The 21,572-nt window shown below is 65.3% G+C and carries 19 protein-coding genes and 2 tRNA genes; 10 read left to right on the top strand and 11 right to left on the bottom strand.

Annotated features, from left to right (window positions below; all coding sequences use genetic code 11):
• The first annotated feature begins 156 nt into the window (after positions 1-156).
• Together I6F21_RS16435 and I6F21_RS16430 are read left to right on the top strand one after the other, a co-directional pair.
• Positions 157-915, top strand: a complete 759-nt coding sequence (locus tag I6F21_RS16435) for a proteasome-type protease (RefSeq protein WP_036015360.1) — start codon at positions 157-159, stop codon at positions 913-915.
• A 26-nt stretch (positions 916-941) separates the two neighbouring features.
• Positions 942-1,700 carry an SDR family oxidoreductase gene (locus tag I6F21_RS16430; RefSeq protein ID WP_008563019.1) on the top strand — a complete coding sequence of 253 codons (759 nt, stop codon included), beginning with the start codon at positions 942-944 and terminating at the stop codon, positions 1,698-1,700.
• Between the two features lie 241 nt (positions 1,701-1,941).
• Here the strand turns inward: I6F21_RS16430 and I6F21_RS16425 are convergent, their stop codons facing one another.
• Positions 1,942-3,180, bottom strand: coding sequence for an MFS transporter (locus tag I6F21_RS16425; protein WP_225183345.1), 1,239 nt, complete (start codon positions 3,178-3,180; stop codon positions 1,942-1,944).
• Between the two features lie 160 nt (positions 3,181-3,340).
• Between I6F21_RS16425 and I6F21_RS16420 the strand changes: the two genes are divergently transcribed.
• Positions 3,341-4,591, top strand: a complete 1,251-nt coding sequence (locus tag I6F21_RS16420) for a nucleoside transporter C-terminal domain-containing protein (RefSeq protein ID WP_225183340.1) — start codon at positions 3,341-3,343, stop codon at positions 4,589-4,591.
• A gap of 120 nt (positions 4,592-4,711) precedes the next feature.
• Here I6F21_RS16420 and I6F21_RS16415 read toward each other — a convergent pair whose 3' ends face one another.
• Both I6F21_RS16415 and I6F21_RS16410 read right to left on the bottom strand, forming a co-directional pair.
• On the bottom strand, positions 4,712-5,911 hold the full coding sequence (locus tag I6F21_RS16415) for a rhomboid family intramembrane serine protease (RefSeq protein WP_225139799.1): 1,200 nt from the start codon (positions 5,909-5,911) through the stop codon (positions 4,712-4,714).
• Between the two features lie 151 nt (positions 5,912-6,062).
• Positions 6,063-6,590, bottom strand: coding sequence for a cupin domain-containing protein (locus tag I6F21_RS16410; RefSeq protein ID WP_225139798.1), 528 nt, complete (start codon positions 6,588-6,590; stop codon positions 6,063-6,065).
• A gap of 291 nt (positions 6,591-6,881) precedes the next feature.
• On the opposite strand from I6F21_RS16410, the gene I6F21_RS16405 reads away from it, so the two are divergent.
• Entirely contained in the window at positions 6,882-9,011 is a 2,130-nt protein-coding gene (locus I6F21_RS16405) for a tetratricopeptide repeat protein (RefSeq protein ID WP_225139797.1), read from the top strand.
• A 134-nt stretch (positions 9,012-9,145) separates the two neighbouring features.
• Here I6F21_RS16405 and I6F21_RS16400 read toward each other — a convergent pair whose 3' ends face one another.
• Positions 9,146-9,433, bottom strand: coding sequence for an usg protein (locus I6F21_RS16400; RefSeq protein ID WP_036015394.1), 288 nt, complete (start codon positions 9,431-9,433; stop codon positions 9,146-9,148).
• A 376-nt stretch (positions 9,434-9,809) separates the two neighbouring features.
• On the opposite strand from I6F21_RS16400, the gene I6F21_RS16395 reads away from it, so the two are divergent.
• On the top strand, positions 9,810-10,124 hold the full coding sequence (locus I6F21_RS16395; RefSeq protein WP_025037205.1) for a co-chaperone GroES: 315 nt from the start codon (positions 9,810-9,812) through the stop codon (positions 10,122-10,124).
• Positions 10,125-10,170: 46 nt separating this feature from the next.
• Positions 10,171-11,811, top strand: a complete 1,641-nt coding sequence (groL, locus tag I6F21_RS16390) for a chaperonin GroEL (protein WP_057029537.1) — start codon at positions 10,171-10,173, stop codon at positions 11,809-11,811.
• 236 nt (positions 11,812-12,047) lie between these two features.
• Here the strand turns inward: groL and I6F21_RS16385 are convergent, their stop codons facing one another.
• From I6F21_RS16385 to I6F21_RS16360, 6 genes are all read right to left on the bottom strand, one after another.
• Positions 12,048-12,335, bottom strand: a complete 288-nt coding sequence (locus I6F21_RS16385; RefSeq protein WP_225139796.1) for a GIY-YIG nuclease family protein — start codon at positions 12,333-12,335, stop codon at positions 12,048-12,050.
• Positions 12,336-12,404: 69 nt separating this feature from the next.
• Positions 12,405-13,151: a signal peptidase I gene (gene lepB / locus I6F21_RS16380; RefSeq protein WP_225139795.1), complete on the bottom strand. Its 747-nt coding sequence runs from the start codon at positions 13,149-13,151 to the stop codon at positions 12,405-12,407.
• A 160-nt stretch (positions 13,152-13,311) separates the two neighbouring features.
• The gene (locus I6F21_RS16375; RefSeq protein WP_225139794.1) at positions 13,312-14,475 is read right to left on the bottom strand and encodes a slipin family protein; all 1,164 of its coding nucleotides are present in this window, start codon (positions 14,473-14,475) and stop codon (positions 13,312-13,314) included.
• Between the two features lie 338 nt (positions 14,476-14,813).
• Positions 14,814-14,879: transfer RNA gene (locus I6F21_RS16370), tRNA-Lys, on the bottom strand.
• Positions 14,880-14,883: 4 nt separating this feature from the next.
• A tRNA-Phe gene (locus I6F21_RS16365) sits at positions 14,884-14,953 on the bottom strand.
• Between the two features lie 196 nt (positions 14,954-15,149).
• Positions 15,150-15,989 (bottom strand): LysR family transcriptional regulator, encoded by an 840-nt coding sequence (locus tag I6F21_RS16360; RefSeq protein ID WP_225139950.1) that lies wholly within the window; start codon positions 15,987-15,989, stop codon positions 15,150-15,152.
• Between the two features lie 127 nt (positions 15,990-16,116).
• On the opposite strand from I6F21_RS16360, the gene I6F21_RS16355 reads away from it, so the two are divergent.
• Entirely contained in the window at positions 16,117-16,710 is a 594-nt protein-coding gene (locus I6F21_RS16355; RefSeq protein WP_036012801.1) for a cysteine hydrolase family protein, read from the top strand.
• Between the two features lie 13 nt (positions 16,711-16,723).
• Positions 16,724-17,353 (top strand): glutathione binding-like protein, encoded by a 630-nt coding sequence (locus I6F21_RS16350; protein ID WP_225114395.1) that lies wholly within the window; start codon positions 16,724-16,726, stop codon positions 17,351-17,353.
• A 7-nt stretch (positions 17,354-17,360) separates the two neighbouring features.
• Here I6F21_RS16350 and I6F21_RS16345 read toward each other — a convergent pair whose 3' ends face one another.
• Entirely contained in the window at positions 17,361-18,440 is a 1,080-nt protein-coding gene (locus tag I6F21_RS16345; protein ID WP_225139793.1) for a tlde1 domain-containing protein, read from the bottom strand.
• Between the two features lie 658 nt (positions 18,441-19,098).
• Between I6F21_RS16345 and I6F21_RS16340 the strand changes: the two genes are divergently transcribed.
• A complete protein-coding gene (locus tag I6F21_RS16340) occupies positions 19,099-19,623 on the top strand; it encodes a FecR family protein (protein WP_036012807.1) in 525 nt (174 codons plus the stop codon).
• Positions 19,624-19,679: 56 nt separating this feature from the next.
• Entirely contained in the window at positions 19,680-21,569 is a 1,890-nt protein-coding gene (locus I6F21_RS16335) for an adenylate/guanylate cyclase domain-containing protein (protein ID WP_225124783.1), read from the top strand.
• The last annotated feature ends 3 nt before the right edge of the window (positions 21,570-21,572 follow it).

Below are 21,572 nucleotides of genomic sequence, written 5' to 3'. Positions count from 1 at the left end.
GCGCGAACCCGGAATCCATCTGGTCGCAGAGTTGGTGGAGGAATGGATTCCGGGCTCGCGACTTCGTCGCGCCCCGGAATGACGGGCTTAATCGGGGGTTGGAGTGGCCCTTGAAATTGGCTAGTAATTCCGCGCAAACGCGTTCGGGGACTGGAAATGACCTATTGCTGCGGAATCCTGGTTCGGGACGGTCTGGTGATGATCGCCGATACCCGCACCAATGCCGGCCTCGACAATGTCTCAACCTTCCGCAAGCTGCACATCTTCTCCAAGCCCGGCGAGCGCATCATGGCGATCGCCAGCGCCGGCAACCTCGCCATCAGCCAGTCGGTGCTGTCGACGCTGACCGAGGGCCTCGAAGATCCCAATACGGGCGAGATCGAGACGCTGATGAACGCGCCGACCATGTTCCAGGCCGCCCAGCGCATCGGCCGGGCGATCCGGGCGGTGCATGCCACCGAAGGGCCGGCGCTGAAATCCGAGGACGTGTCCTTCGACGTCTCCTTTCTGTTCGGCGGCCAGATCAAGGGCGCGCGGATGCGCCTGTTCATGGTCTACACCGCCGGCAATTTCATCGAGTGCACCACCGACACGCCGTACCTGCAGATCGGCGAGCACAAATACGGCAAGCCGGTGCTCGACCGCGCCATGCATTACGACGTCGAGCTCTATGAGGCGCTGAAGACCGGCCTGATCTCGATGGACTCGACGATGCGCTCGAACCTCGGCGTCGGCCTGCCGATCGACGTGCTGGTGGTGCGCAACGATGCCTGCGAGGCCGATCTCAACCACCGCATCGAGGCAGGCGAGCCCTATTTCCACGACCTGCGCTCGCGCTGGTCGGCGGCCTTGCGCGCGGCGCATCAGAACATTCCGCGCCCGCCCTACAAGAACGACAAAGAACCCAAAACCTGACAGCAGAAGAGAAAAGGCAGGAAACGATGAGTGAAGCGAAAAAGATCGCATTGGTGACGGGCGCCGGCACCGGCGTCGGGCGCGCGGCGTCGCTGGCGCTGATGAACACCGGCTTCACCGTGGTGCTCACAGGCCGCCGGCTCGACATGCTCGAGGAGACGGCAAAGCTCGGTCCCGCGGGAAAAAGCCTCTGCGTCACCGCCGACATGACCAAGCCGGACTCCATCGCCGCGCTGTTCGACAAGGTGAAGGCGACCTACGGCCGGCTCGACGTGCTCTTCAACAATGCCGGCATGGGCGCGCCGGCCGTCAACTTCGAGGATCTCAGCCTCGAGCAATGGCAGGCCGTGGTGAACACCAACCTCACCGGCCCGTTCCTGTGCACCCAGCACGCCTTCCGCATCATGAAGGATCAGACCCCGCGCGGCGGCCGCATCATCAACAACGGCTCGATCTCGGCGCACGCGCCGCGGCCATTCTCGGCGGCCTACACCTCGACCAAGCACGCCATCACCGGCCTCACCAAGGCCAGCAATCTCGACGGCCGCATGTATGACATCGCCGTCGGCCAGGTCGACATCGGCAATGCCGCAACCCCGATGACCGACCGCATGGTCAACGGCCCCGGCGTGCTGCAGCCCGACGGCACCACCAAGCACGAGCCGCGCATGGACGCGAAAGCAGTCGGCGATGCCGTGGCCTACATGGCCGGCCTGCCGCTCGATGCCAACGTGCTGACCATGACGGTTATGGCGACCAAGATGCCGTTCGTCGGGCGGGGCTGAACAAAAAAGCGCGAAAACAACCCCATGCACAGTAGGCGTCAAGAGGCGCCTGCTGCTGCCGGGCCGCGGGCGTGACGCGAGTTAAGTCTCCACGCCATCTCAACAATCGTCATTGCGAGCGCAGCGAAGCAATCCAGGCTGCCGCCGCGGTGAGATTCTGGATTGCTTCGTCGCACCAGCGCAAAATTGCTACGCAATTTTGTCGCGAGCTCCTCGCAATGACGTTGAGAGAGCGGAGCGCCTACTCCAGGCTCTCCACCTTGCGCAGGGCTGGAAACAGCTTCATCCAGAGCAGCGCCACTGCGACGGTGGCGACGCCGCCGAGCACGGCGGCAGGCATGGCGCCGAGCAGCGCGGCTGCCACTCCACTCTCGAACTGGCCGAGCTGGTTCGAGGCGTTGATGAACAGGAAGTTCACCGCGCCGACGCGGCCGCGCATCTCATCGGGCGTCGACAGCTGCACCAGCGAAAAGCGGATCACGACGCTGATCGTGTCGGCCGCACCGAGGATTGCAAGCGACAGCACCGACAGCCACATCCAGGACGACAGCGCGAACACGATGGTGGCGAGGCCGAACACGATCACGGCCTGGAACATGCGAAGGCCCACATGCCGGGAGATCGCGTGGCGCGCCAGCACCATGGTCATCAGCAAGGCACCGACCGCAGGCGCGGCGTGCAGCACGCCTAACCCGACCGGGCCGGTCTGGAGGATGTCGCGGGCATAGATCGGCAGCAGCGCCGTGACGCCGCCGAACAGCACGGCGAACAGATCGAGCGAGATGGTGCCGAGGATCGCCGGGTTGCTGCGAATGAAGCGGACGCCGGCGAAGATGTTGTCCGAGTCCATCCCCTCCCTCGCGATCGCCTGCGGGCGCGGCCGGATGAAGCCGGTCAAGATCATCCCCAAGACCCAGAACAGGACCATCACGGCATAGGCAAGGTGCGGGGCGACCGCATAGGCGATGCCGCCGAGCGCAGGTCCCGTGATGGTCGCGACCTGCGCCGCCCCACTGGAGACGGCAGTGGCGCGCTGGAGCGAGCCCTGCGGCGCGATCAGCGGCAGCAGCGCCGCCGTGGTCGGGCTCTCGAACGCGCCGGCGATTCCGAGCAGGAAAGTCGCGATGAAGATCTGCACTTCGCTGACCGCGCCGAGATAGGTGATGGCCCCGAGATAGAGCGCGGTCGCGGCCTCCACCAGCTGGCAGAGCTGGACGACGCGCTTGCGCTCGTAGCGATCGGCGGCGTGGCCGGCGACGAACACCAGAAGCGCGGTGGGCAGGAACTGGACGAGACCAACCATCCCGAGGTCGAACGCCGAGCCGGTGAGATCGTAGATCTGCCAGCCGATCGCGACGGCCGCGATCTGGCTGGAGAAGCGCGACAGGCTGCGCGAGAGCAGGAAGAACAGGAAAGCGGGATGGCGGAGGAGCTCACCGGCGGTGACCGGTCGATGTCCGGATATTGGCTGCTCTGGCATCGCCTCTTCGGTCACGCTCGGACCGCTCTTTCCCTCGATATCGAAGGCCCCCGGGGTGGCCGAGGTGGCCCCGCTTGTCAACACTGGTCGTTCCCGGCTGCTCCCGGCATTGCCTTTGCAACGCATGGGCGGCCATAATCATCGAGGGGCTTGAGACATCATGCTGCGCCTGCAATCTGCACTCGGCATTTTCGCATTGCTGCTGATCGCCTTCGCGCTGGCGGAAAATCGTCGCGCGGTGTCGCTGCGCCAGGCGGCGATCGGCCTTGCCGCGACCTTCGTCACCGCCCTCGTGCTGCTGAAGCTGCCGGTCGTCGCCCATGCCTTCGGCGCCATCAACGAGGCGGTCGGCGCGATCTCGGCGGCCTCGCGGGCCGGCTCCGCCTTCGTGTTCGGCTATATCGGCGGCGGACCCCTGCCCTTCGACCTGAAGGCGCCAGGCGCGGACTTCATCCTGGCGTTCCAGGCACTGCCGATCGTGCTGGTCATGAGCGTGCTCACGACGCTGTTGTTCTATTGGCGCGTGCTGCCGCCGATCGTCCGCGGCATGGCCTGGCTCTTGGAGCGCACCCTCGGCGTCGGCGGCGCCGTCGGGCTTTCGACCGCCGCCAACATCTTCCTCGGCATGGTCGAGGCACCGCTGTTCGTGCGGCCGTATCTGGCACAGATGACGCGCAGCGAGTTGTTCCTGGTCATGACCGGCGGCATGGCCGGCATCGCCGGCACCGTGCTGGTGCTCTATGCGACTCTGCTGGCGCCGCTCATTCCCGACGCCGCCGCGCATTTCGTCATCGCCTCGGTGCTCGGCGCGCCGGCGGCGATCCTGGTCAGCCTGATCATGGTCCCTGGAACCTCCGACAAGCGCACCGGCGGCGCGCTGGAGGATCCGCAGATGGAGGTCGCCAGCACGATGGACGCGATCGTGAAAGGCACCAGCGCAGGCATCGAGCTGCTGATCAACATCGTCGCGATGCTGCTGGTGCTGGTGGCGCTGGTCTATCTCGTCAACGCAATCCTCGACCTGCTCCCGCACGTCGGCGGCGCCGCGATCTCGCTGCAGCGGCTGCTCGGCCTCGTCATGGCGCCGGTGTGCTGGCTGATGGGGCTGCCGTGGGATCAAGCGATCACCGCCGGCAGCCTGATGGGCACCAAGACCGTGCTGAACGAATTGATCGCCTATGTCGACTTCTCGAAGCTGCCGCCCGATACGCTCGATCCGCGCTCGCGCCTGATCATGCTCTATGCGATGTGCGGCTTCGCCAATTTCGCCAGCCTCGGCATCATGATCGGCGGCTTAGGGGTGATGGCACCGGAGCGGCGCGAGGAGATCAATGCGCTGGGGCTGAAGTCGATCGTGTCGGGGACGCTCACGACGTGCCTGATGGGAGCGGTGGTGGGGGTGTTGGCGTAGGCTCTCTTTCCACGCGTCATTGCGAGCGAAGCGAAGCAATCCAGACATGCGTCCGCGGAGACAGTCTGGATTGCTTCGTCGCAAGAGCTCCTCGCAATGACGGCGGCGAGAATCTTTGCCTCAACCGCACAATTTCGACTTCTGCAGGATGCGACGCACCTCAGGCACCTTGGAACGGCACGGCTCGGCCGCCATGGCCTTTGCCTCGCTGGTTCGCCCCTGCACCCACAGCAACACCGCTATCAAGCCCTGCGCCCCGGAGCGCACCGGCCCACCCGCCACGTCCGAAGCTGCGAGCGACATGGCGGTTTGCGCTTCCCTCTCGGCGGCATTGATATCCGCTTGTTCCAGGAAGAAGACAGCACGGTAGACGTGAGCCCGCGCGTCTTTCGGGTAGCGGCTAACGAGATCGAGCGACCGGCTGGCCATCTCGTCGCCCTTCATCGGCACTTCCGAGGCGCGGATATAGTGCGCGGCATCGGCCATGTAGGCCGAATAATGCGCGGCGGCGAAGCCGGCGCAGATGAGAGATCCGATGGATCCTGCCAGCAAGGTCATGCTCGCACTCCGCGGCAGGCTGACATAGGACCAGAAGGCGAGCCACGGCGTGACGGCGAGCGCGGCGCCGGCCACCGCACCGCCTGCGTGGGCGTAATAGTTGACGTTGCCGGAAGCGCCAAAGGCCATTGGCAGCAGTGCGGGAACACCGAAGAACAGCGACGTCTTCAGCCTCGATATGGTCTGATCGGCGTCCGCTTCGGGATCGAAGCTCGCCACGAACAGCGCGGCGATCAGCCCGGTGATGGCGCCGGACGCACCGACGCCGACCGTGCCGGGACCGTTGCCCAGCAGCGAGCCGGCCTCTCCGGCCAATGCACTGGCAACGAAGATCAAAGCAAACCAGCCGCGGCCGATCAGCGACTCCAGCCTGACGCCGACGATGAACAGCGCAACGCAATTGCTCACGAGGTGCCACCCGCTGCCATGCAGAAGCGGCGCAAGGCCGATTCGCCACCACTCCCCCCGTCCGACGACGAGATCGTAGCCGGACGCGCCCTGAGCGATCAGCGAGCGCACATCAATGTCGCCGTCCCGCGCGATGTCGATGGCGAGACTACGCTGCAGAACGAAGATCAGGACCAGACCGAAGATCAGGCCTATGGTGAGGAAGGGGATGTCGGCCAGAAGCTTGTTGTCGGCAAAAAGCGTCTCCTCGCTGGACGAGGGCTTCTCTATCGCGACCGGCGCGGCGGCGGCTTGAAACGATGCTCTTGGAGCTGGCGCTACGGTGCCGCGTCGGCCAAAAGTGTTGGTCGCCATGAAAGCATTTCCCGCGTTGACACAGCCTTGAGTTGACGCGAGAGGTATTTTCGACTGGTTAGCACCAGGCTTGCGGGGCGGCCGAAATCATCCCGATTGCTGACCGCCCGGTTTCTCGGATCGACCGCATTTTAGCGATCGAGAGTTGCGCTTACGCCTTCAGCTCCACCGTCTTGAACTCAGCGGGGAGGATCACCTCCAGCAGCTCCACGTCGTCCGAATAGTCCAGGATCATGTGTCTGATCTTCGGCGGCTGGGTCCAGGCGCTGCCTTGCTGCATCAAGGTCTCGCCCTGCCCGTCCATATAGGTCTTCACCCAGCCCTTGAGCACGTAGACCATCTGGAATTCGACGTCGTGATAGTGGAGCTTGGACACCTCGGCCGGGTTGCAGGGACCTTGCAGGCGGATCACATGCGCCTGCGCGAGGCCATGGGTCGCCTCGCCGATGCCGAGATCGCGATACTTCGCGTAGGCGCGCAGGCCGTCGGCCTTGAAGTCTTCCTCGCGGTGATGGCTGACGGCGATGCGCTGCTTCGGACGTGCGGGCTTTTTCGCAGCGGCAGTGCGCGCCTTCGCCTTCACGGCCTTGCGTGCCGAGGATCGCGCCGCCGCCTTGGCGCCACTCCACTTCTTCACCGCGGTCTTCAATGCGGGCCTCGATGCCTTTTGCTTGGCCATTGTCTGCCTCCCTGTTTCTGAGCCGCCGTCGCGCGGTATGGCTTGCAGGTCAGCTTATCCAGTCGTGGGCGAGGCAGCAATCGCAGAGCTGGTCGTGTTGAGTAGTGCCGCATCCGCGCTGTCACCCTCCCCCTCCAGGACCCTCCCCTGGAGGGTAAGAGGCTGAGGCCAATCACGCGATCACCGTATCGGATCGTAGCTTGCCCCAAGCTGGCGCGTCGGGCTGGGGTCGTCTCGTCTTCGTTCTCGCGCTGAACTAGTCTCGCCCGGGACATCCGGGGGAATTGATTCATGGGCAGCAATGTCGGTCAGCGTGCATTTCAGAATGCCCGGCTTCAGAAGCGGCAAAAGGCCGACGTGCTGCCCTTGCTCGGGCAAGCGCTCGAGTTGCACAAGAAGGGACGCTTGCCCGGGGCCAAGGCTGCCTATCGCCAGCTCCTGCAGATCGCGCCCAATCAATTCATCGCGCTGCATATGCTCGGCGCGTTGGAGTCCGATGCTGGGAATTATCAGCAGGCCGAGAGCCTGCTGAGCCGGGCGGTTGTCGTCGATCCGCGATCGGCCGAAGCCCATATGAGCCTGGGCGTCGCGCTGAACGGGCTGAAACGTCACAATGATGCCCGCGAGAGCTATCGCAAGGCGCTCGCCTTGCGGCCCAACTACGCCCTCGCTCTCTCCAATCTCGGGAACGCGAGCGCGGCCCTGGATCGCTACCAGGAAGCGCTCGACAGCTACGATCGGGCGCTCGCCGTCGACGCAAACCTCGCCGAAGCCCACAACGGCCGCGGCTCCACGCTCTGCCGTCTGCGCAACTACGACAAGGCTCTTGCAAGCCTGAACCGCGCGCTCGCGATCAAGCCCGACTATGCGGCGGCGCTGGCGAACCGCGCCGTGGCACTCCGGGAGCTGCAGCGATTCGACGAGGCCATGGCGGATTGCAACCGGGCAATCGCCCTCGCCCCTGACGACGTGAACGGATGGCTTTGGCGCGCCAATGTCTTGCTTCAGAGCCGGCAGGTGGCCCAGGCACTATCCGATTGCGAGAAGGCGCTCGCGATCGCGCCCGATTCCGATCAGGCTCATCTGGTACTGGGCCTTTGTCTTGCCGGACTAGGCCGGGTAGACGAAGCCCTCGCCAGTTTCGACAGAGCCCTCGATATCAGGCCCGATCTCGAGAGCGCGATCTCGAGCAAGATCTTCACGCTCGATTTTGTGCCGGACGCCAGCGTCGAGCGGCATCAGCAGGCGCGACGCGTATGGTGGGAGCGGATCGGCGCGAAAATCGCTTCAGAAGCGGCGGCACCGCATGACAACGGCCGCGATCCGGATCGCCGCCTGGTGCTTGGCTACGTCTCGTCGGACTTCAACGCGCATTCGGCTGCGTTCATCTTCAAGCCCGTCCTGCAACACCATGACCGCGCCCAGTTCGAGATCGTGTGCTACTCGTGCTCGGCGAAAGTGGACGCGACGACACGCGAATTTCAAGGCATCGCCGATCGCTGGCGTGACGCCTCGCAATGGAGCGACGATCGCCTCGCCGCCCAGATTCGCGACGATCGCATCGATATCCTGATCGATCTGTCCGGCCATACCAGAGGAAACCGCCTCGGCGTATTTGCGCGCAAGCCGGCACCGATCCAGGCGCACGGCTGGGGCCATGGCACCGGCACCGGGTTGCCGACAATCGATTATCTGTTCTCGGATCCGGTCGGGATTCCGCACGACGTTCGGCATCTGTTTGCAGAGACGGTGGTCGACCTGCCGTGCTTCGTGACGCTGGCGCCGCTGCCGGCCGGGATTGCGCAGGGCAAGACGCCGGCACTCTCGAACGGCTTCGTCACCTTCGGTGTCTTCAACCGCATCAGCAAGATCTCGGACGAGGCCGCGGCAGTCTGGTCCAGTATCCTCGAACGGGTGCCGGGCTCGCGCCTCCTGATCAAGGATGTTGCGCTCGACGATCAACTCGTCCGCGACAAGCTGCTGGCGCGATTTGCGGCTTGCCGATTGCCGGCCGAACGCGTCGATCTGCTCGGGGCCACGTTGCGGGACGAGCATCTGGCATCGTTCAATCGCATCGATATTGCTCTCGATCCGTTCCCGCAGAACGGCGGCGTCAGCACATGGGAAGCCCTGCAGATGGGCGTGCCCGTGGTGGCGAAGCTCGGCAACAGCCTGCCCGGCCGCGCCGCCGGCGCCATCCTCACCGCGCTTGGCCTGCCGGACTGGGTCGCCGACAGCGAGGAGGCCTATGTCGAGATCGCGGCCAGTCGCGCGGCCGAGACCGGCGAGCTCGACAAATTGCGCCGCGAACTGCCCGCAACGATCAACGCCACGGCCGCGGCCAACCCCATCTCATATGCACGAGCGGTGGACGCGGCCTATCGCGCGATGTGGACGCGTTATTGCAGCGGCGGCGTCTGATTGCGTGATCTCGTAGGGTGGATTAGCCGAAGGCGTAATCCACCGTTTCTGTTTCGGCACGCGGAGAGAAGCGAGGTGGATTACGCCAGCGGCAGCGCGTCGCGCCGCCGCAGGCTAATCCACCCTACGCGGCCTCAATGCAGGCGGAACACGCCGTCAACGGCGCGGAGCTCGGCCGGCTTGATCAGCTTGGAATGCGCCACCGTCACCGAATGGAGGGGACCGTCGAGCTTCTCCTGCCAGAACGCCAGGAAATCGGTCAGCGCGGGGAATTTCGGAAACATGTCGTAGTTCTGCCAGACATAGGTCTGGAGCAGCGAGGGATGATCCGGCATCCGATAGAGAATTTGTGCCGTCGTCAGCCCGTAGCCCAGCATCTGTTTCCGGAATTCCTCGGAAACGCCCCCAACGCGCAGTCCCATGCCAAACCTCCTTTGCAGGAGCGCATTCGGCGAGTGGCTTGGTCCGTGCCCCGGGGAGCCACCCGGAAACGATGCGCTCACATGAGAGAAATGTGACGCAAACTGACAACTCATCTCAAGCCCAAAAGTTTAACAAGCTGTTGAAATTCAATGCTTTAGCAGCAGAGACGACTCCGTGCTAATACGGTCACGGCTGCCCGGTTAACGATGGCGAGGGGTTTCTGGCAGTCCGCGCTTTCGGCTGCTATTTTTTCTGCTACAAACCCTTGCTCCCGCAAAATTCCTGTCCTATTTCAGGCGCGCTCGTGCTAGCACTCACGGGCAACGATTGCTAACACTCAAAACCTCAACCCGAGCAATTGCTTAGGAGGACTGCATGAAATTCCGTCCGCTTCACGACCGCGTCGTGGTCAAGCGCATCGACGCCGAAGAGAAGACCGCTGGCGGCATCATCATTCCCGACACTGCCAAGGAAAAGCCCTCCCAGGGCGAAGTCGTCGCCGTTGGCCCCGGTGGCCGCGACGAAGCTGGCAAGCTGATCCCGATCGACCTGAAGGTCGGCGACCGCGTGCTTTTCGGCAAGTGGTCCGGCACCGAGGTCAAGATCGACGGCCAGGACCTGCTGATCATGAAGGAGAGCGACGTGATGGGCGTTCTCGAAGTCAGCGAGTCCAAGAAGAAGGCGGCTTAAGAGCCCCTCTCCTCCCCTCCAGTCAAACCCTCAAGGAAAAATCCAGATGGCAGCCAAAGAAGTCAAATTCTCGGTTGAAGCGCGCGACAAGATGCTGCGCGGCGTCGACGTTCTCGCCAATGCGGTGAAGGTCACGCTCGGTCCGAAGGGCCGCAACGTTGTGCTCGACAAGTCGTTCGGCGCTCCCCGCATCACCAAGGACGGCGTCACCGTCGCCAAGGAGATCGAGCTCGACGACAAGTTCGAGAACATGGGCGCGCAGATGGTGCGCGAAGTCGCCTCCAAGTCCGCTGACGCGGCCGGCGACGGCACCACCACCGCCACCGTGCTCGCCCAGGCGATCGTGAAGGAAGGCGCCAAGTCGGTCGCCGCCGGCATGAACCCGATGGACCTCAAGCGCGGCATCGACCTCGCGGTCGAAGCCGTCGTGGCCGACCTCGAGAAGAACTCGAAGAAGGTCACCTCGAACGACGAGATCGCCCAGGTCGGCACCATCTCGGCCAACGGCGATGCCGAAATCGGCAAGTTCCTCGCCGACGCCATGAAGAAGGTCGGCAACGAGGGCGTCATCACCGTCGAGGAAGCCAAGTCGCTCGAGACCGAGCTCGACGTGGTCGAGGGCATGCAGTTCGACCGCGGCTACATCTCGCCCTACTTCGTCACCAACGCCGACAAGATGCGCGTTGAGATGGACGATGCCTACATCCTCATCAACGAGAAGAAGCTCTCCTCGCTGAACGAGCTGCTGCCGCTGCTCGAGGCCGTGGTGCAGACCGGCAAGCCGCTGGTCATCGTCGCCGAGGACGTCGAAGGCGAAGCGCTTGCGACCCTCGTCGTGAACCGCCTGCGCGGCGGCCTGAAGGTCGCGGCCGTCAAGGCTCCGGGCTTCGGCGATCGCCGCAAGGCCATGCTGCAGGACATCGCGATCCTGACCGGCGGCCAGGCGATCTCGGAAGATCTCGGCATCAAGCTCGAGAACGTCACGCTCAACATGCTCGGTCGCGCCAAGAAGGTGATGATCGACAAGGAGAACACCACGATCGTCAACGGCGCCGGCAAGAAGGCCGACATCGAGGCGCGCGTGGCGCAGATCAAGGCGCAGATCGAGGAGACCACCTCGGACTACGACCGTGAGAAGCTCCAGGAGCGTCTCGCCAAGCTCGCGGGCGGCGTCGCGGTGATCCGCGTCGGCGGCGCGACCGAGGTCGAGGTGAAGGAGCGCAAGGATCGCGTTGATGACGCGATGCATGCGACCCGCGCGGCCGTGGAAGAAGGCATCGTCCCGGGCGGCGGCGTCGCCCTGCTCCGTGCCTCCGAGCAGCTCAAGGGCCTGCGCACCAAGAACGACGACCAGAAGACCGGCGTCGAGATCGTGCGCAAGGCGCTGTCGGCCCCCGCTCGCCAGATCGCGATCAACGCCGGTGAAGACGGCTCGGTGATCGTCGGCAAGATCCTGGAGAACAAGGCCTACAATTACGGCTTCGACTCCCAGACCGGCGAATATGCCGACCTCGTCAAGAAGGGCATCATCGACCCGACCAAGGTGGTCCGTACCGCGATCCAGAACGCTGCCTCGGTGGCCGCGCTCCTGATCACCACGGAAGCCATGGTCGCCGAGCTGCCGAAGAAGGGCGGCGCCGGCCCGGCGATGCCCCCGGGCGGCGGCATGGGCGGCATGGACTTCTGATCCAGCCGTTCAGGCACGATACGAATTGCGAAACCCCGGCAGCGATGCCGGGGTTTTTGTTTTGGGGAGCACGTCATTCCGGGGCGCGCCCCTCTTGGGCGCGAGCCCGGAATCCATAACCACGAAACTCACGGGCGACGGGCATAGCGGGCCCACTCCATCTGGCTGTGATTATGGATTCCGGGCTCGCGCCCAAGGGGGCGCGCCCCGGAATGACAAGGAGTGCAGGATGAACCTTATTTGGTCAGCCCCGGATAGAGATCATCCCAATTTGGGTTCTGCTCCTCGATGAGACGCGTCTTCCAGTCACGTCGCCATTTCTTGAGCTCCTTCTCGCGGGCATTGGCGCTCACGGCATCGTCGTAGATTTCGAACAAGACGAGCTTGTCGACGCCGTACTTGCTCGTGAAGCCGGGGACGGTCTTCGTTCTGTGCTGATACACTCGGCGCACCAGGTCGTTGGTCACGCCGATGTAGAGCGTGCCGTGTTTCTTGCTCGCAAGGATGTAGAGATAGTAGGCCATTCCCGTCCGCCTGTGATTATGGATTCCGGGCTCGGCGCTGCGCGCCGCCCCGGAATGACGGAGCAAGCCTCACTCCACCTTCCCGAGCCGCTCGAAGCGCGGCTCGCCGTCTTCATCCAGCGACCAGAAGATCCGCGTCACCTTGCCGATGAGATTGTCCATCGGCACGAAGCCGAACGTCGACTGCACGCGGCTGTCGGTGGAATTGTCGCGGTTGTCGCCGAGCACGAAGATGTGGCCCGGCGGCACCGTGAAGACGTCTGTGTTGTCGAGATAGCCGTTGTCGAGGCAGTCGTAGGTCACATAGGACGCACCGCTCGGCAGCGTCTCGCGCCAGCGCTTGACGGCGGCGCGGTCGTCGACACCGCAGGCGTCGCCGGCAAATGTCGCCTCCAGGGCGACGCGGGTCACCGGGCGGCTGTTGAGGATGAGCCGGCCCTGCCGCATCTGGATGCGGTCTCCGGGCAGGCCGACGACGCGTTTGACGTAGTCGGCAGAACTGTCCTTCGCCGTCCGGAATACCACGATATCCCCGTATTCGGGATCGGCGGCGAGGATGCGGCCCGAGATCCAGGACGACGCGAATGGGAGGGAATAGCGGCCATACCCGTAAGCGTATTTCGCGGCGAAGACGTAGTCGCCGACCATCAGCGCCGGTGTCATCGAACCGGACGGAATGTTGAACGGCTGATACAGAACGAAGCGAAACAGGATCACCGGCGACCACAGCACCGGGATCATGAGGATCAGGACGACGATCGCCTTCCAGTCGCTGGATCGTGCCGCGGGGCGGATCGATTCCTGAAGAACGGTCATGGGCCTTCCCTGATCAAGACGTTGCGGCCCCAAGATGACGCAACCTGCGAGCGCGCTCAATCCCCGACGAGCCCAAATTGGTCGCGCTGCGCGCCGATCGCGTTCATCGCAGACGGCGGCAACGCCGATGTGAAGGGCCGCCCGTGGGCGGCCCTTCGGTTCATGCGCTCTCGGGCGCCTTCAGACGCACGAGCCGGGTCAGGAGGGCATCGAGGCCCTGGCCTTCACCGGCATGGAGGTCGATGCGGCCGACCTTCTCGACCAGCCGCTCCAGCGACTCCAGCTCCTTGAGCCGAAGCAGCAGGGGGTTCTCCTCCATCAGGCGGGCAGTGTTCAGGAGCGAACGCGTCGCCGCGGTCTCCTCCTGCCGGCGGATCAGGTTCGCCTTCGCGACCCGCTCCGCCTCCACCACCTTGTTCACCAGCTCCCGGATCTCGCCGGGCAGGATCACGTCCTTGACGCCGAGCTCGGTCACCTCCACGCCGGACTCTGCGACGCGTGCACGCACATAGTCGCGCAGCTCCGCATCCAGCACCGCCTTCGCAGACAGCACCTCGTCCAGCGTCCGGCCCGCCACCGCCTCGCGGATCGCGAACTGCACCAGGCGGTACAGCCACGCATCCACGTCGGGCACGGTCGCCACCGTGCGCTCGGGATCGACGATGCGGCGGAACGCCGTCAGCGTCACCCGCAGCGCGATGCGATCCTTGGTCAGCATCTCCTGCGCGGTGATCTCGACCGCCTGGGGCCGCAGGTCGAGGCGCTTCACCTCGATCTTGCGGCCGACGGTCCAGAAGGCGTGCCGGCCGGGCGCGAGCCGCTCCACGAGCCGGCCCTCGACATAGAGCAGGCCCGCTTCGTGGTTCTCGACCACAGTCTCGCTCATGACGGTCGAGCGGCTGCGCTCGATCATGGTGAGGTGCCGCGCGTCGACCCTGACGTCGCTGGACACATCGATGCGCTCGACATCGATGCGCGTTGCGACCTTCCAGTAGACGCGCACCTGCCAAGGCGTCATCAGATGCACGGGCCGGCCGTCGAGGCTGACGATGGCGATCTCGTCCGCCTTGGTCTCGACCGCCTCGAACAGCTCGGCGGCAAGATCAGGCCGCGCGGCCTTCAGCACTGCGTAGCGCTCCGCAGGAAATTCGCTGCGGACCACGTCGAGCACCTCGGCCTTCAGCTCGTGCAGGGGATCGAACAGGCGATGCTTGCCGGGCGCGAGCACGCGCACGAGCTGCCCGTTGCGCGTCAGCAACGCACGCTCGCCATCCTTCACCGTCACGTTCAGCATCAGCAAATGCCAAGTCTTGTTCAAAGTCATGGCACGCCTCCTTCAGTTGCCTCCTGCCGAGCGCGGCCGGATAGCGGGTTACACCTGCAAAGGACGTGAGGACGCGGACGACGCTTCCCGCGAAATCGGCGGGCCGGGGCTTGAGCTTGCATGACGACGGGCGCACGCGCGCGATCGCGCGAGACGTGTCGCGCGGCCGTGCGGAGCCACCCGGCATCAGCGCAAGCGGCATCTACCCGCGGCGCAAAGCCGGTCTCACAGTGTCTAGGTTCGGACGGAAAGCCTTGCGGCAAAACGGCCGGACCGCGACTGAAGCGCGCGTCCGGTCCTCGTCAGAGGTATCAGCGTTTCAGGCTGAAACGGAGCGCTGGAGCGGGATTCGAACCCGCGACCCGATGAGTAAAAGTCATCTGCTCTACCAAACTGAGCTATCCTTTGTGCAAGAGACCGGAATCGAACCGATGCCTTCGGGTGTTCAACCCGACGCTCTCCATGAGCTACGTCCTGCGTTTCTCCTTCATTCGGCGGAACACGAAACCGGCAAGACCCGGCCCGCGCCAGTCGGGATCTCAGCGAGCCCGAACCCATGGCCTAGCGAAGGACGGCGCTAATAGACCAGGCACGTTCGGGTTGCAAGGGGGCGGGTGAAGTTTTTTCGTCGCAGCGTGCGCAGCGTGGCGCGATGATTGCGGCGATATGCGACATCAATTGCGCGAGATGTCCTGGAAGCACGCCCTCACCCACGCGATCGTCACGCGTGTCGCCGGATCGCGCTTGAGGTGGTTCTGCACGAGCAGCCAGACGTCGCGGCGCTTCGGCAGCAGGGTGGCGCGCAGGCTGCGGTCGGCGAGCAGGGCTAAGCAGCTGTGCTCGGGCAGCACGCCGATGGCCTGATGCGACTGAATCATGGTGCGGATGATGCGGATATTGTCGGTGACGCAGCGCACGTTCGTCAGCCGCTTCGCACGCAAGAACTGCGCTTCCGGGATCGCGTCGAGCTCGTCCGGATAGACGCACGCAACGGGCTCGCCGCCGCCGCGGTCCGCGGGCTCGAAGAAGTACAGCCTGACGTCGCCGAGCTTGGAGATGGTGAAGTCGCCCTTCTCCGGCTTGCGCAGGCGGATGGCGAGATCGGCCTGCCAGCGCGAGAACTTGACGTTGCCGCTCGCGGTGAGGAATTGCAGCGTCAGCCCCGGATGATCGCGCAGGAAGCTGCTCGCATGCGGCGCCAGCAGCTCCTCGGCGACCGCATTTGTCGAGGCGATGCGCAGCCGCCCGACCGGGCCGGCCTGGCCCTCCTTGATGCGGTCGATCGCCGCCGCATGCGCGGCCATCGCACCGACATGCGCGAGCACCGCCTCGCACTGGCGCGTCGGCCGCCGCACGCCGTCCACCGCATCGAACAGCTTCACGCCGAGATCGCGCTGGATGCGCGCAAGCCTGCGGCCGACGGTGGTCTCGTCGATGCGCAGCCGCGCGCTGGCGCCGGCATAGGTGCCCTCGTCCCTGACCGCGGCGATGATGCGCAGATCGTCCCAATTCATCGGGGCGAGCCTAGCAGGCGCCGCCGCTACCTGCAAATTCGCAGCCATCAGCTGCAATAGTCCTGCACAATGGCAGGCTGCTGCTGCGCTAGTGTCGAAGCATCCGAATTCACGAAAGCCTGACGGCATGACCGCTCCAAAGACGCTGCTCGAACTCGCCGGCGCCGATCTCGATCCGCCCAAGCTCAACGAGACATGCCTCGTTCTGATCGACATCCAGAACGAATATTGCGCCGGCCCCATCGCCCTGCCCGAGGCGCAAGCGGCGATCGCCGCGGCTGCGCGCCTGCTCGCGCGCGCACGGGAGAGCGGAGCTGCGATCTTCCACGTCGCGCACAAGGGCCGCGCCGGCGGCCTGTTCGACCGCGAGGCGGCGCGCGGCGCGATCGTCGAACGCCTGACGCCACTCGCGACCGAGCCCGTGATCGAGAAGGCGCTGCCGAATGCCTTCGCCGGCACCGACCTGCAGGCCCGGCTGGCCGCGACCGGACGCAAGAACATCGTGCTCGCGGGGTTCATGACGCATATGTGCGTGTCTTCGACCGCGCGCGCCGCGCTCGATCTCGGCCTGCGCACGACGATCGCGGCGGATGCCTGCGCCACGCGCGATCTTCCCGATGGGCGCGGCGGCACGCTGCCGGCGAGAATTGTTCACGAGGTCGCTCTGGCCGAATTGTCCGACCGGTTCGCGATCATCGCGCAGAGCGACGTGCTGACCTGAGGAGACCTTCCCGATGCTGCAGCTCTATTTCTTTCCGATGGCCTGCTCGCTCTCGAGCCACATCGCGTTGCTGGAGGCCGGAATCGAGGCGCAGTATCACCTCGCCCATATCTGGACCAAGCGGCTCGTGGACGACGGCCGCGACTTCCGTGAGGTGTCACCGAAGGGCGCGGTGCCGGTCCTGGTGCTGGAGAACGGCGAGCGGCTGACGGAAAGCGCAGCGGTGCTGCAATACATCGCCGATGTGAAGCCGGAGGCACGCCTTGCGCCGCGGCCCGGCGACATCGATCGTTATCGCCTGCAGGAATGGCTGAGCTTCGTCGGCGCCGAGATCCACAAGGCGTTCCTGTTTCCAACCTTCTGGTACAAGGACGACGGCTCGCTGGCCAAGCCGCGCGCGAGGATCATGCAGACATTGTCGGTGCCGGCAGCGCATCTGGCGGGCCGCGAATTCCTCGTCGGCGACGCCTTCACCGTGGCCGATGCCCATCTCACCTGGACCTTGCTTCTGCTCCGTCCGGCAGGGATCGACATCGCGCAATGGCCACCGCTCGCGGCCTATCTCGAACGCATGCAGGCCCGCCCCGCGGTCCGGCGCGCGATCGCGACCGAGATGGCGCTGCGCAAGACCGTTGCGGCCTGAGCTCGCCTCACTCCACCCGCGCCAGCACCGCGAGCTTGCGGATGCCCTTGTTGCGGTAGGCGTCGAGGAACGCGTAGTAATCCTTGAACGACACGCAGCCGTTGGAATCGCCGCCCGGCCCGAGCATGAAGGTGTGGGCGAGCAGGCCGTCGCGGCCGTAGATCGCGCTCTCGCCGCCGATCGGGGTGAGGCGCAGCGCCGGCACGCCGTGGAACAGCGCCTCGCGCGGTTTCAGCGTATAGATGTGCGGCGGCGTCACGCCGCGCATGCGCAGGCGGCGCGAGTCCGGATCGTCGCGGTTGGCGCCAAGGCCGGAATGCGCCTCGAGCCTGGTGCCGTCAGGCAGATACACCATCTTGGCCGTGATGTCGTAGACCGCGGTGTCCCGCTCATAAGGCGGAGCGCCGCCGAACATCGGGTTCTGCTCCTTCGGGGCGATGGACGCAGTGATGCTGGCATCGGCCGAGGCGTAGGCGAGCAGCCCGCCGGACGCTTCGCGCTTGCCCCACAGCTTTTCCACCATCGCCTGGCGCGGAGCGGTGATCGACATCACCGCGGCCTTGGCACGGTCGGCGAAGGATTTTTGCTTGGCTTCGGGCGCCGGCACGATCTCGGCCGGGTCGGCCGAGGCGAGTTGCAGCTGGGCAGCCGGCGCGCGCTTGGTCTTGTCCGCGGCGTTGTCGGCGCCCTTGGCTGCCGGCTTCAGCGCTTCCGCGACCTTCGCGATCACGCCCTGCTTCGGGGCGTCTTTGGCCACCGCAACGACCTGCGCCGGGGGTGCGGCGCTTGTGGCATTCGATGGCACGCCCTGCGTTGCGGCCGCGGCAAAGCGCTCGTTGAACATCTCGCGCGAGATTGGAGCTGCGACCTGGAGGCGGTCGGGCAGCAGCGCGAAGGTTTCCTTGATGGCCTCGCCGGCCTCGCGCAGCACCACCCTGGGCGCGCGCTTGATCACCGGCTCGTCGTAGCCGACGCTGCCGACGGAGGGATAGACGCTCGCGCCGAAGATGTTGCTGTGGATGGTCCAGCCGGCGCCCATCACGGCGCAGCCGATCGCCGCGGCGCCAAGCCAATTGGTCGTGGTCATTTTCCGGGAAGATTTCCGCGAATTGGTCTTCGAGAAATTCTTGGACTTCCGTGCCGCGTTACTCTGCGCAGCGATACTCGTACTCATTCGCCTTGCGTCCAGGACGGTGTCACTCTGTCCCCCTTCGAAGTGCCGCTGGTCACGATCCGGGAACAGCATCTCGCAGAGGGTCGGAGCGTCATTAAGGCGACTTTTAGTTAAATGCGGATTAAGTTCGGGCGGATCTGCGGCGACTCGTTAACGCTGTCCCGTTTTGAGAAAAACGCCCGCAGAACTACGGACTTAGTCGGGTCTGTTAACTATAATTCTCGGCCGGTTCAGCAGGCTCTGCGGACGTCTGCGGCCACATCCATGACGCACTTGAGAACGTCATTTTCGTGGCCCTCCACTGCCCCCGAACGTAACGCGCCAGCGTTGCGCGAGGCTGGTGGACGACGCGTCGGATTGGGCCTCGTCGGCCGCGCGACAACGGTGCATGCTCATGACGCGCCGGGCACCGCGGCACGGCGCCGTGATTGAAAGTTGATCGCCTCGGTTCTGGACATCGCGGGTGCGAGAAAATAGCTCCCACTTCGGCACTTTTCAGCAGCCTCTGCGCGTGATACGGTACCGTATCATCCTGCCCTGAGCTGTGCCGAGCACGCAAACGGAGGCTGGCATGAGAGGGATTGCGCGCGCGGGGTTTTTCGCCCTGGCGGGGTCGTTTCTGTTGATCGGATCTGCGACTGCGCAGCCTGCGGCGAATGCGGGCTGCACGGCATCGCCGTCGGCTGCCGGGACGCAGACCTGGCGCTGCGACAACGGCATCACCATCGTTGCGGAAAACGGCGCCAGATTTGAACTTAAGGACGCCAACCGCGACGGACATATAGACTCCGTGGAGTTGAGCAGCAAAGCGCTGCTGATCGAGGTGCCCAAGAAGCCGCGCGGCAATCCCTTCAAGGTGCTGACGCCGCAAGCGATCGCCGCAGTGCGCGGCACGAAATGGGCGGTCGATGCCGCCGACGCCAAGACTTCCGTGTTCGTCGCAGACGGCCGGGTCGGCGTGAGCCGCAGGGCTCGTGGACGCGGCGTCGTGCTCGGCCCCGGCGAAGGCGTCGATGTCGAGCCAACCGGTCCGTTGACCGTCAAGACCTGGGGCCAGCCGCGCGTCGACGCGCTCATGGCCAGACTCGGGCAATGAGCCGGGGCCGGCAAGGCCCGGCCCATGAGATTTGGATTATACGATTGCAAGACCGCATGCGCAGCCGACGCGTTCAGATCCTGGTGGCACTCGTCCTCACCGCGCTGTGGGGCGCGGGCATCTATGCCACGCACGCCCACGGCCATCTGCGCTTCCTGGACCGCCTCGAAGCCACGTTGACGGATTGGCGGACGCAGGCGCGCGGCGTGCGGCGTCCGCCGGATTTCGTCACCATCGTTGCGATCGACGACACGGTGGTGAAGCGCGGCGGCACCTATCCACTGCCGCGCGCCGATCTTGCCCGCGTGGTCGATACCATCGTGCAGTTTAAGCCGAAGGTCGTGGCGATCGACCTGCTGCTGGTCGACCGCAGCGCCGCGATCGGCGATGCGACGCTGGCCAACACATTGGCCACCGGCCGCATGGTGCTCGCCGCCGCCGCGATCTTCCCCTCGGCCAGCGAAACCGTGTCACCCAGCAGCGAAGGTCCGCTGGCCGTGCTGCCGGAGGCCGAGCGCTTCCTGCAGCCATTGCCCGCATTCGCCGATCACGCCGAGGTCGGCATCGTCAACGTCGCGACCGGGCAATCGGGCTCGCCGCTCTCGGTGCCGATGCTGTTCCGGACCCGCGACAAGGTCGAGCTGTCGTTTCCGTTGCGCGTTGCGGCGCGCGCGCTCGACGAGCCGCTGACCGTCGCGCCGGGCCATCTCATGCTCGGCGATCGCGTGGTGCCGACCGACAGCAATCTGGCATTGCCGATCACCTATTACGGCCCGCGCCGCACCATCCGTACCGTCAGCGCACAGAGCATCTTCGATGGCACGCTCGATCGCGCGGCCATCGAGAACCGGATCGTCGTGATCGGCGCCTCCGTCGCCGGCGGCGGCGACTTCTATCCGACGCCGTTCGATTCCCTCATGCCCGGCGTCGAGGTGGTCTCGACCGCAATCACGCATCTCGTCGCCGGCGACGCCATCCTGCGTGACCACCGGGTCCGCATTGCCGACGCGCTCACGGCGATCCTGCTGCCGGTGCTGCTGGTCGGCCTGCTCGCCTGGCGGCGCATCGCGCTCGGCACCATGGCGGCGGCCGCGGTGATGATTGCCTGGGCCGGGCTCAACCTGTTCGCGTTCACGCACGGCGTCTGGCTGAACGCCGCGACCACGCTCGCCGCCGCCGTGCCGCCGGTTGCGGTCTTTGCCGGCGTGCAGCTGTGGGCCGGAGGCCGCCGCACGCAATATTTCGCCGCTAAGAGCAGGTCGCTTGCGCAATTCCAGGCTCCGGCGCTGCGGGATTGGCTCTCGCGAGATCCGAACTTCCTGTCGAAGCCGGTGCGGCAGGATGCAGCCGTGGTGTTCGTCGATCTCTCCGGTTTCACCGGTTTGAGTGAGCGGATCGATCCGGACGAGCTCACGGATATTCTGAAGGCGTTTCATGCGCTGATCGACCGGATCGCGATCGATTGCGGCGGCATGATCACGGGCTTTCTCGGCGACGGCGCCATGATCCTGTTCGGGCTGCCGCGCGCCATGCCCGACGATTCGGCGCGCGCGCTGAAATGCGCGGTCGATCTGCATCGCGGCCTCGCACGCTGGATCGCCTCGCTTCCGCCGGCGATCGCGGGTCAGCTCGGCTACAAGATCGGCGCGCATTGCGGCCCGATCGTCGCCTCGCGACTCGGCGAAAGCCATCAGCACATCACGGCGACGGGCGACACCGTCAACGTCGCAAGCCGGCTGATGGAGATTGCCGCCCAGAACGATGCGCGCCTTGCGCTGAGCGACACGCTGCTGGATGCGGCCGACTTCCAGGGCGCGCCCGACGGTGTTCTGTCCGGCCCCCTGCTCGCCCGGGTCCGCGGCCGTTCCGGCGTCGTGACCGTCTGGTTCTGGCGCGATCGCGATGGGCCGGGGCAGGATGCTGACAAGGCCGAGATGATTGATTAAGGC

Origin of the sequence: Bradyrhizobium sp. NBAIM03, from assembly GCF_020194055.1 — a bacterium.
GTDB classification, from domain to species: domain Bacteria; phylum Pseudomonadota; class Alphaproteobacteria; order Rhizobiales; family Xanthobacteraceae; genus Bradyrhizobium; species Bradyrhizobium yuanmingense.
The sequence above is the reverse complement of the archived record's forward strand: the minus strand, read 5'-3'. Positions and strand labels throughout refer to the sequence as shown.

Bases quoted from the DNA above. Each gene is read 5' to 3' on its own strand.
- lepB (WP_225139795.1), bottom strand. From the start codon at position 13,151: ATGACCGTTCTTCAGGAATCGATCCGCCCCGCGGCACGATCCAGCGAC.
- I6F21_RS16395 (WP_025037205.1), top strand. From the start codon at position 9,810: ATGAAATTCCGTCCGCTTCACGACCGCGTCGTGGTCAAGCGCATCGAC.
- I6F21_RS16415 (WP_225139799.1), bottom strand. From the start codon at position 5,911: ATGGCGACCAACACTTTTGGCCGACGCGGCACCGTAGCGCCAGCTCCA.
- I6F21_RS16420 (WP_225183340.1), top strand. From the start codon at position 3,341: ATGCTGCGCCTGCAATCTGCACTCGGCATTTTCGCATTGCTGCTGATC.
- I6F21_RS16425 (WP_225183345.1), bottom strand. From the start codon at position 3,180: ATGCCAGAGCAGCCAATATCCGGACATCGACCGGTCACCGCCGGTGAG.
- I6F21_RS16355 (WP_036012801.1), top strand. From the start codon at position 16,117: ATGACCGCTCCAAAGACGCTGCTCGAACTCGCCGGCGCCGATCTCGAT.
- I6F21_RS16435 (WP_036015360.1), top strand. From the start codon at position 157: ATGACCTATTGCTGCGGAATCCTGGTTCGGGACGGTCTGGTGATGATC.
- I6F21_RS16345 (WP_225139793.1), bottom strand. From the start codon at position 18,440: ATGACCACGACCAATTGGCTTGGCGCCGCGGCGATCGGCTGCGCCGTG.
- I6F21_RS16375 (WP_225139794.1), bottom strand. From the start codon at position 14,475: ATGACTTTGAACAAGACTTGGCATTTGCTGATGCTGAACGTGACGGTG.
- I6F21_RS16335 (WP_225124783.1), top strand. From the start codon at position 19,680: ATGCGCAGCCGACGCGTTCAGATCCTGGTGGCACTCGTCCTCACCGCG.
- I6F21_RS16350 (WP_225114395.1), top strand. From the start codon at position 16,724: ATGCTGCAGCTCTATTTCTTTCCGATGGCCTGCTCGCTCTCGAGCCAC.
- I6F21_RS16400 (WP_036015394.1), bottom strand. From the start codon at position 9,433: ATGGGACTGCGCGTTGGGGGCGTTTCCGAGGAATTCCGGAAACAGATG.
- I6F21_RS16430 (WP_008563019.1), top strand. From the start codon at position 942: ATGAGTGAAGCGAAAAAGATCGCATTGGTGACGGGCGCCGGCACCGGC.
- I6F21_RS16360 (WP_225139950.1), bottom strand. From the start codon at position 15,989: ATGAATTGGGACGATCTGCGCATCATCGCCGCGGTCAGGGACGAGGGC.
- I6F21_RS16410 (WP_225139798.1), bottom strand. From the start codon at position 6,590: ATGGCCAAGCAAAAGGCATCGAGGCCCGCATTGAAGACCGCGGTGAAG.
- I6F21_RS16340 (WP_036012807.1), top strand. From the start codon at position 19,099: ATGAGAGGGATTGCGCGCGCGGGGTTTTTCGCCCTGGCGGGGTCGTTT.
- groL (WP_057029537.1), top strand. From the start codon at position 10,171: ATGGCAGCCAAAGAAGTCAAATTCTCGGTTGAAGCGCGCGACAAGATG.
- I6F21_RS16385 (WP_225139796.1), bottom strand. From the start codon at position 12,335: ATGGCCTACTATCTCTACATCCTTGCGAGCAAGAAACACGGCACGCTC.
- I6F21_RS16405 (WP_225139797.1), top strand. From the start codon at position 6,882: ATGGGCAGCAATGTCGGTCAGCGTGCATTTCAGAATGCCCGGCTTCAG.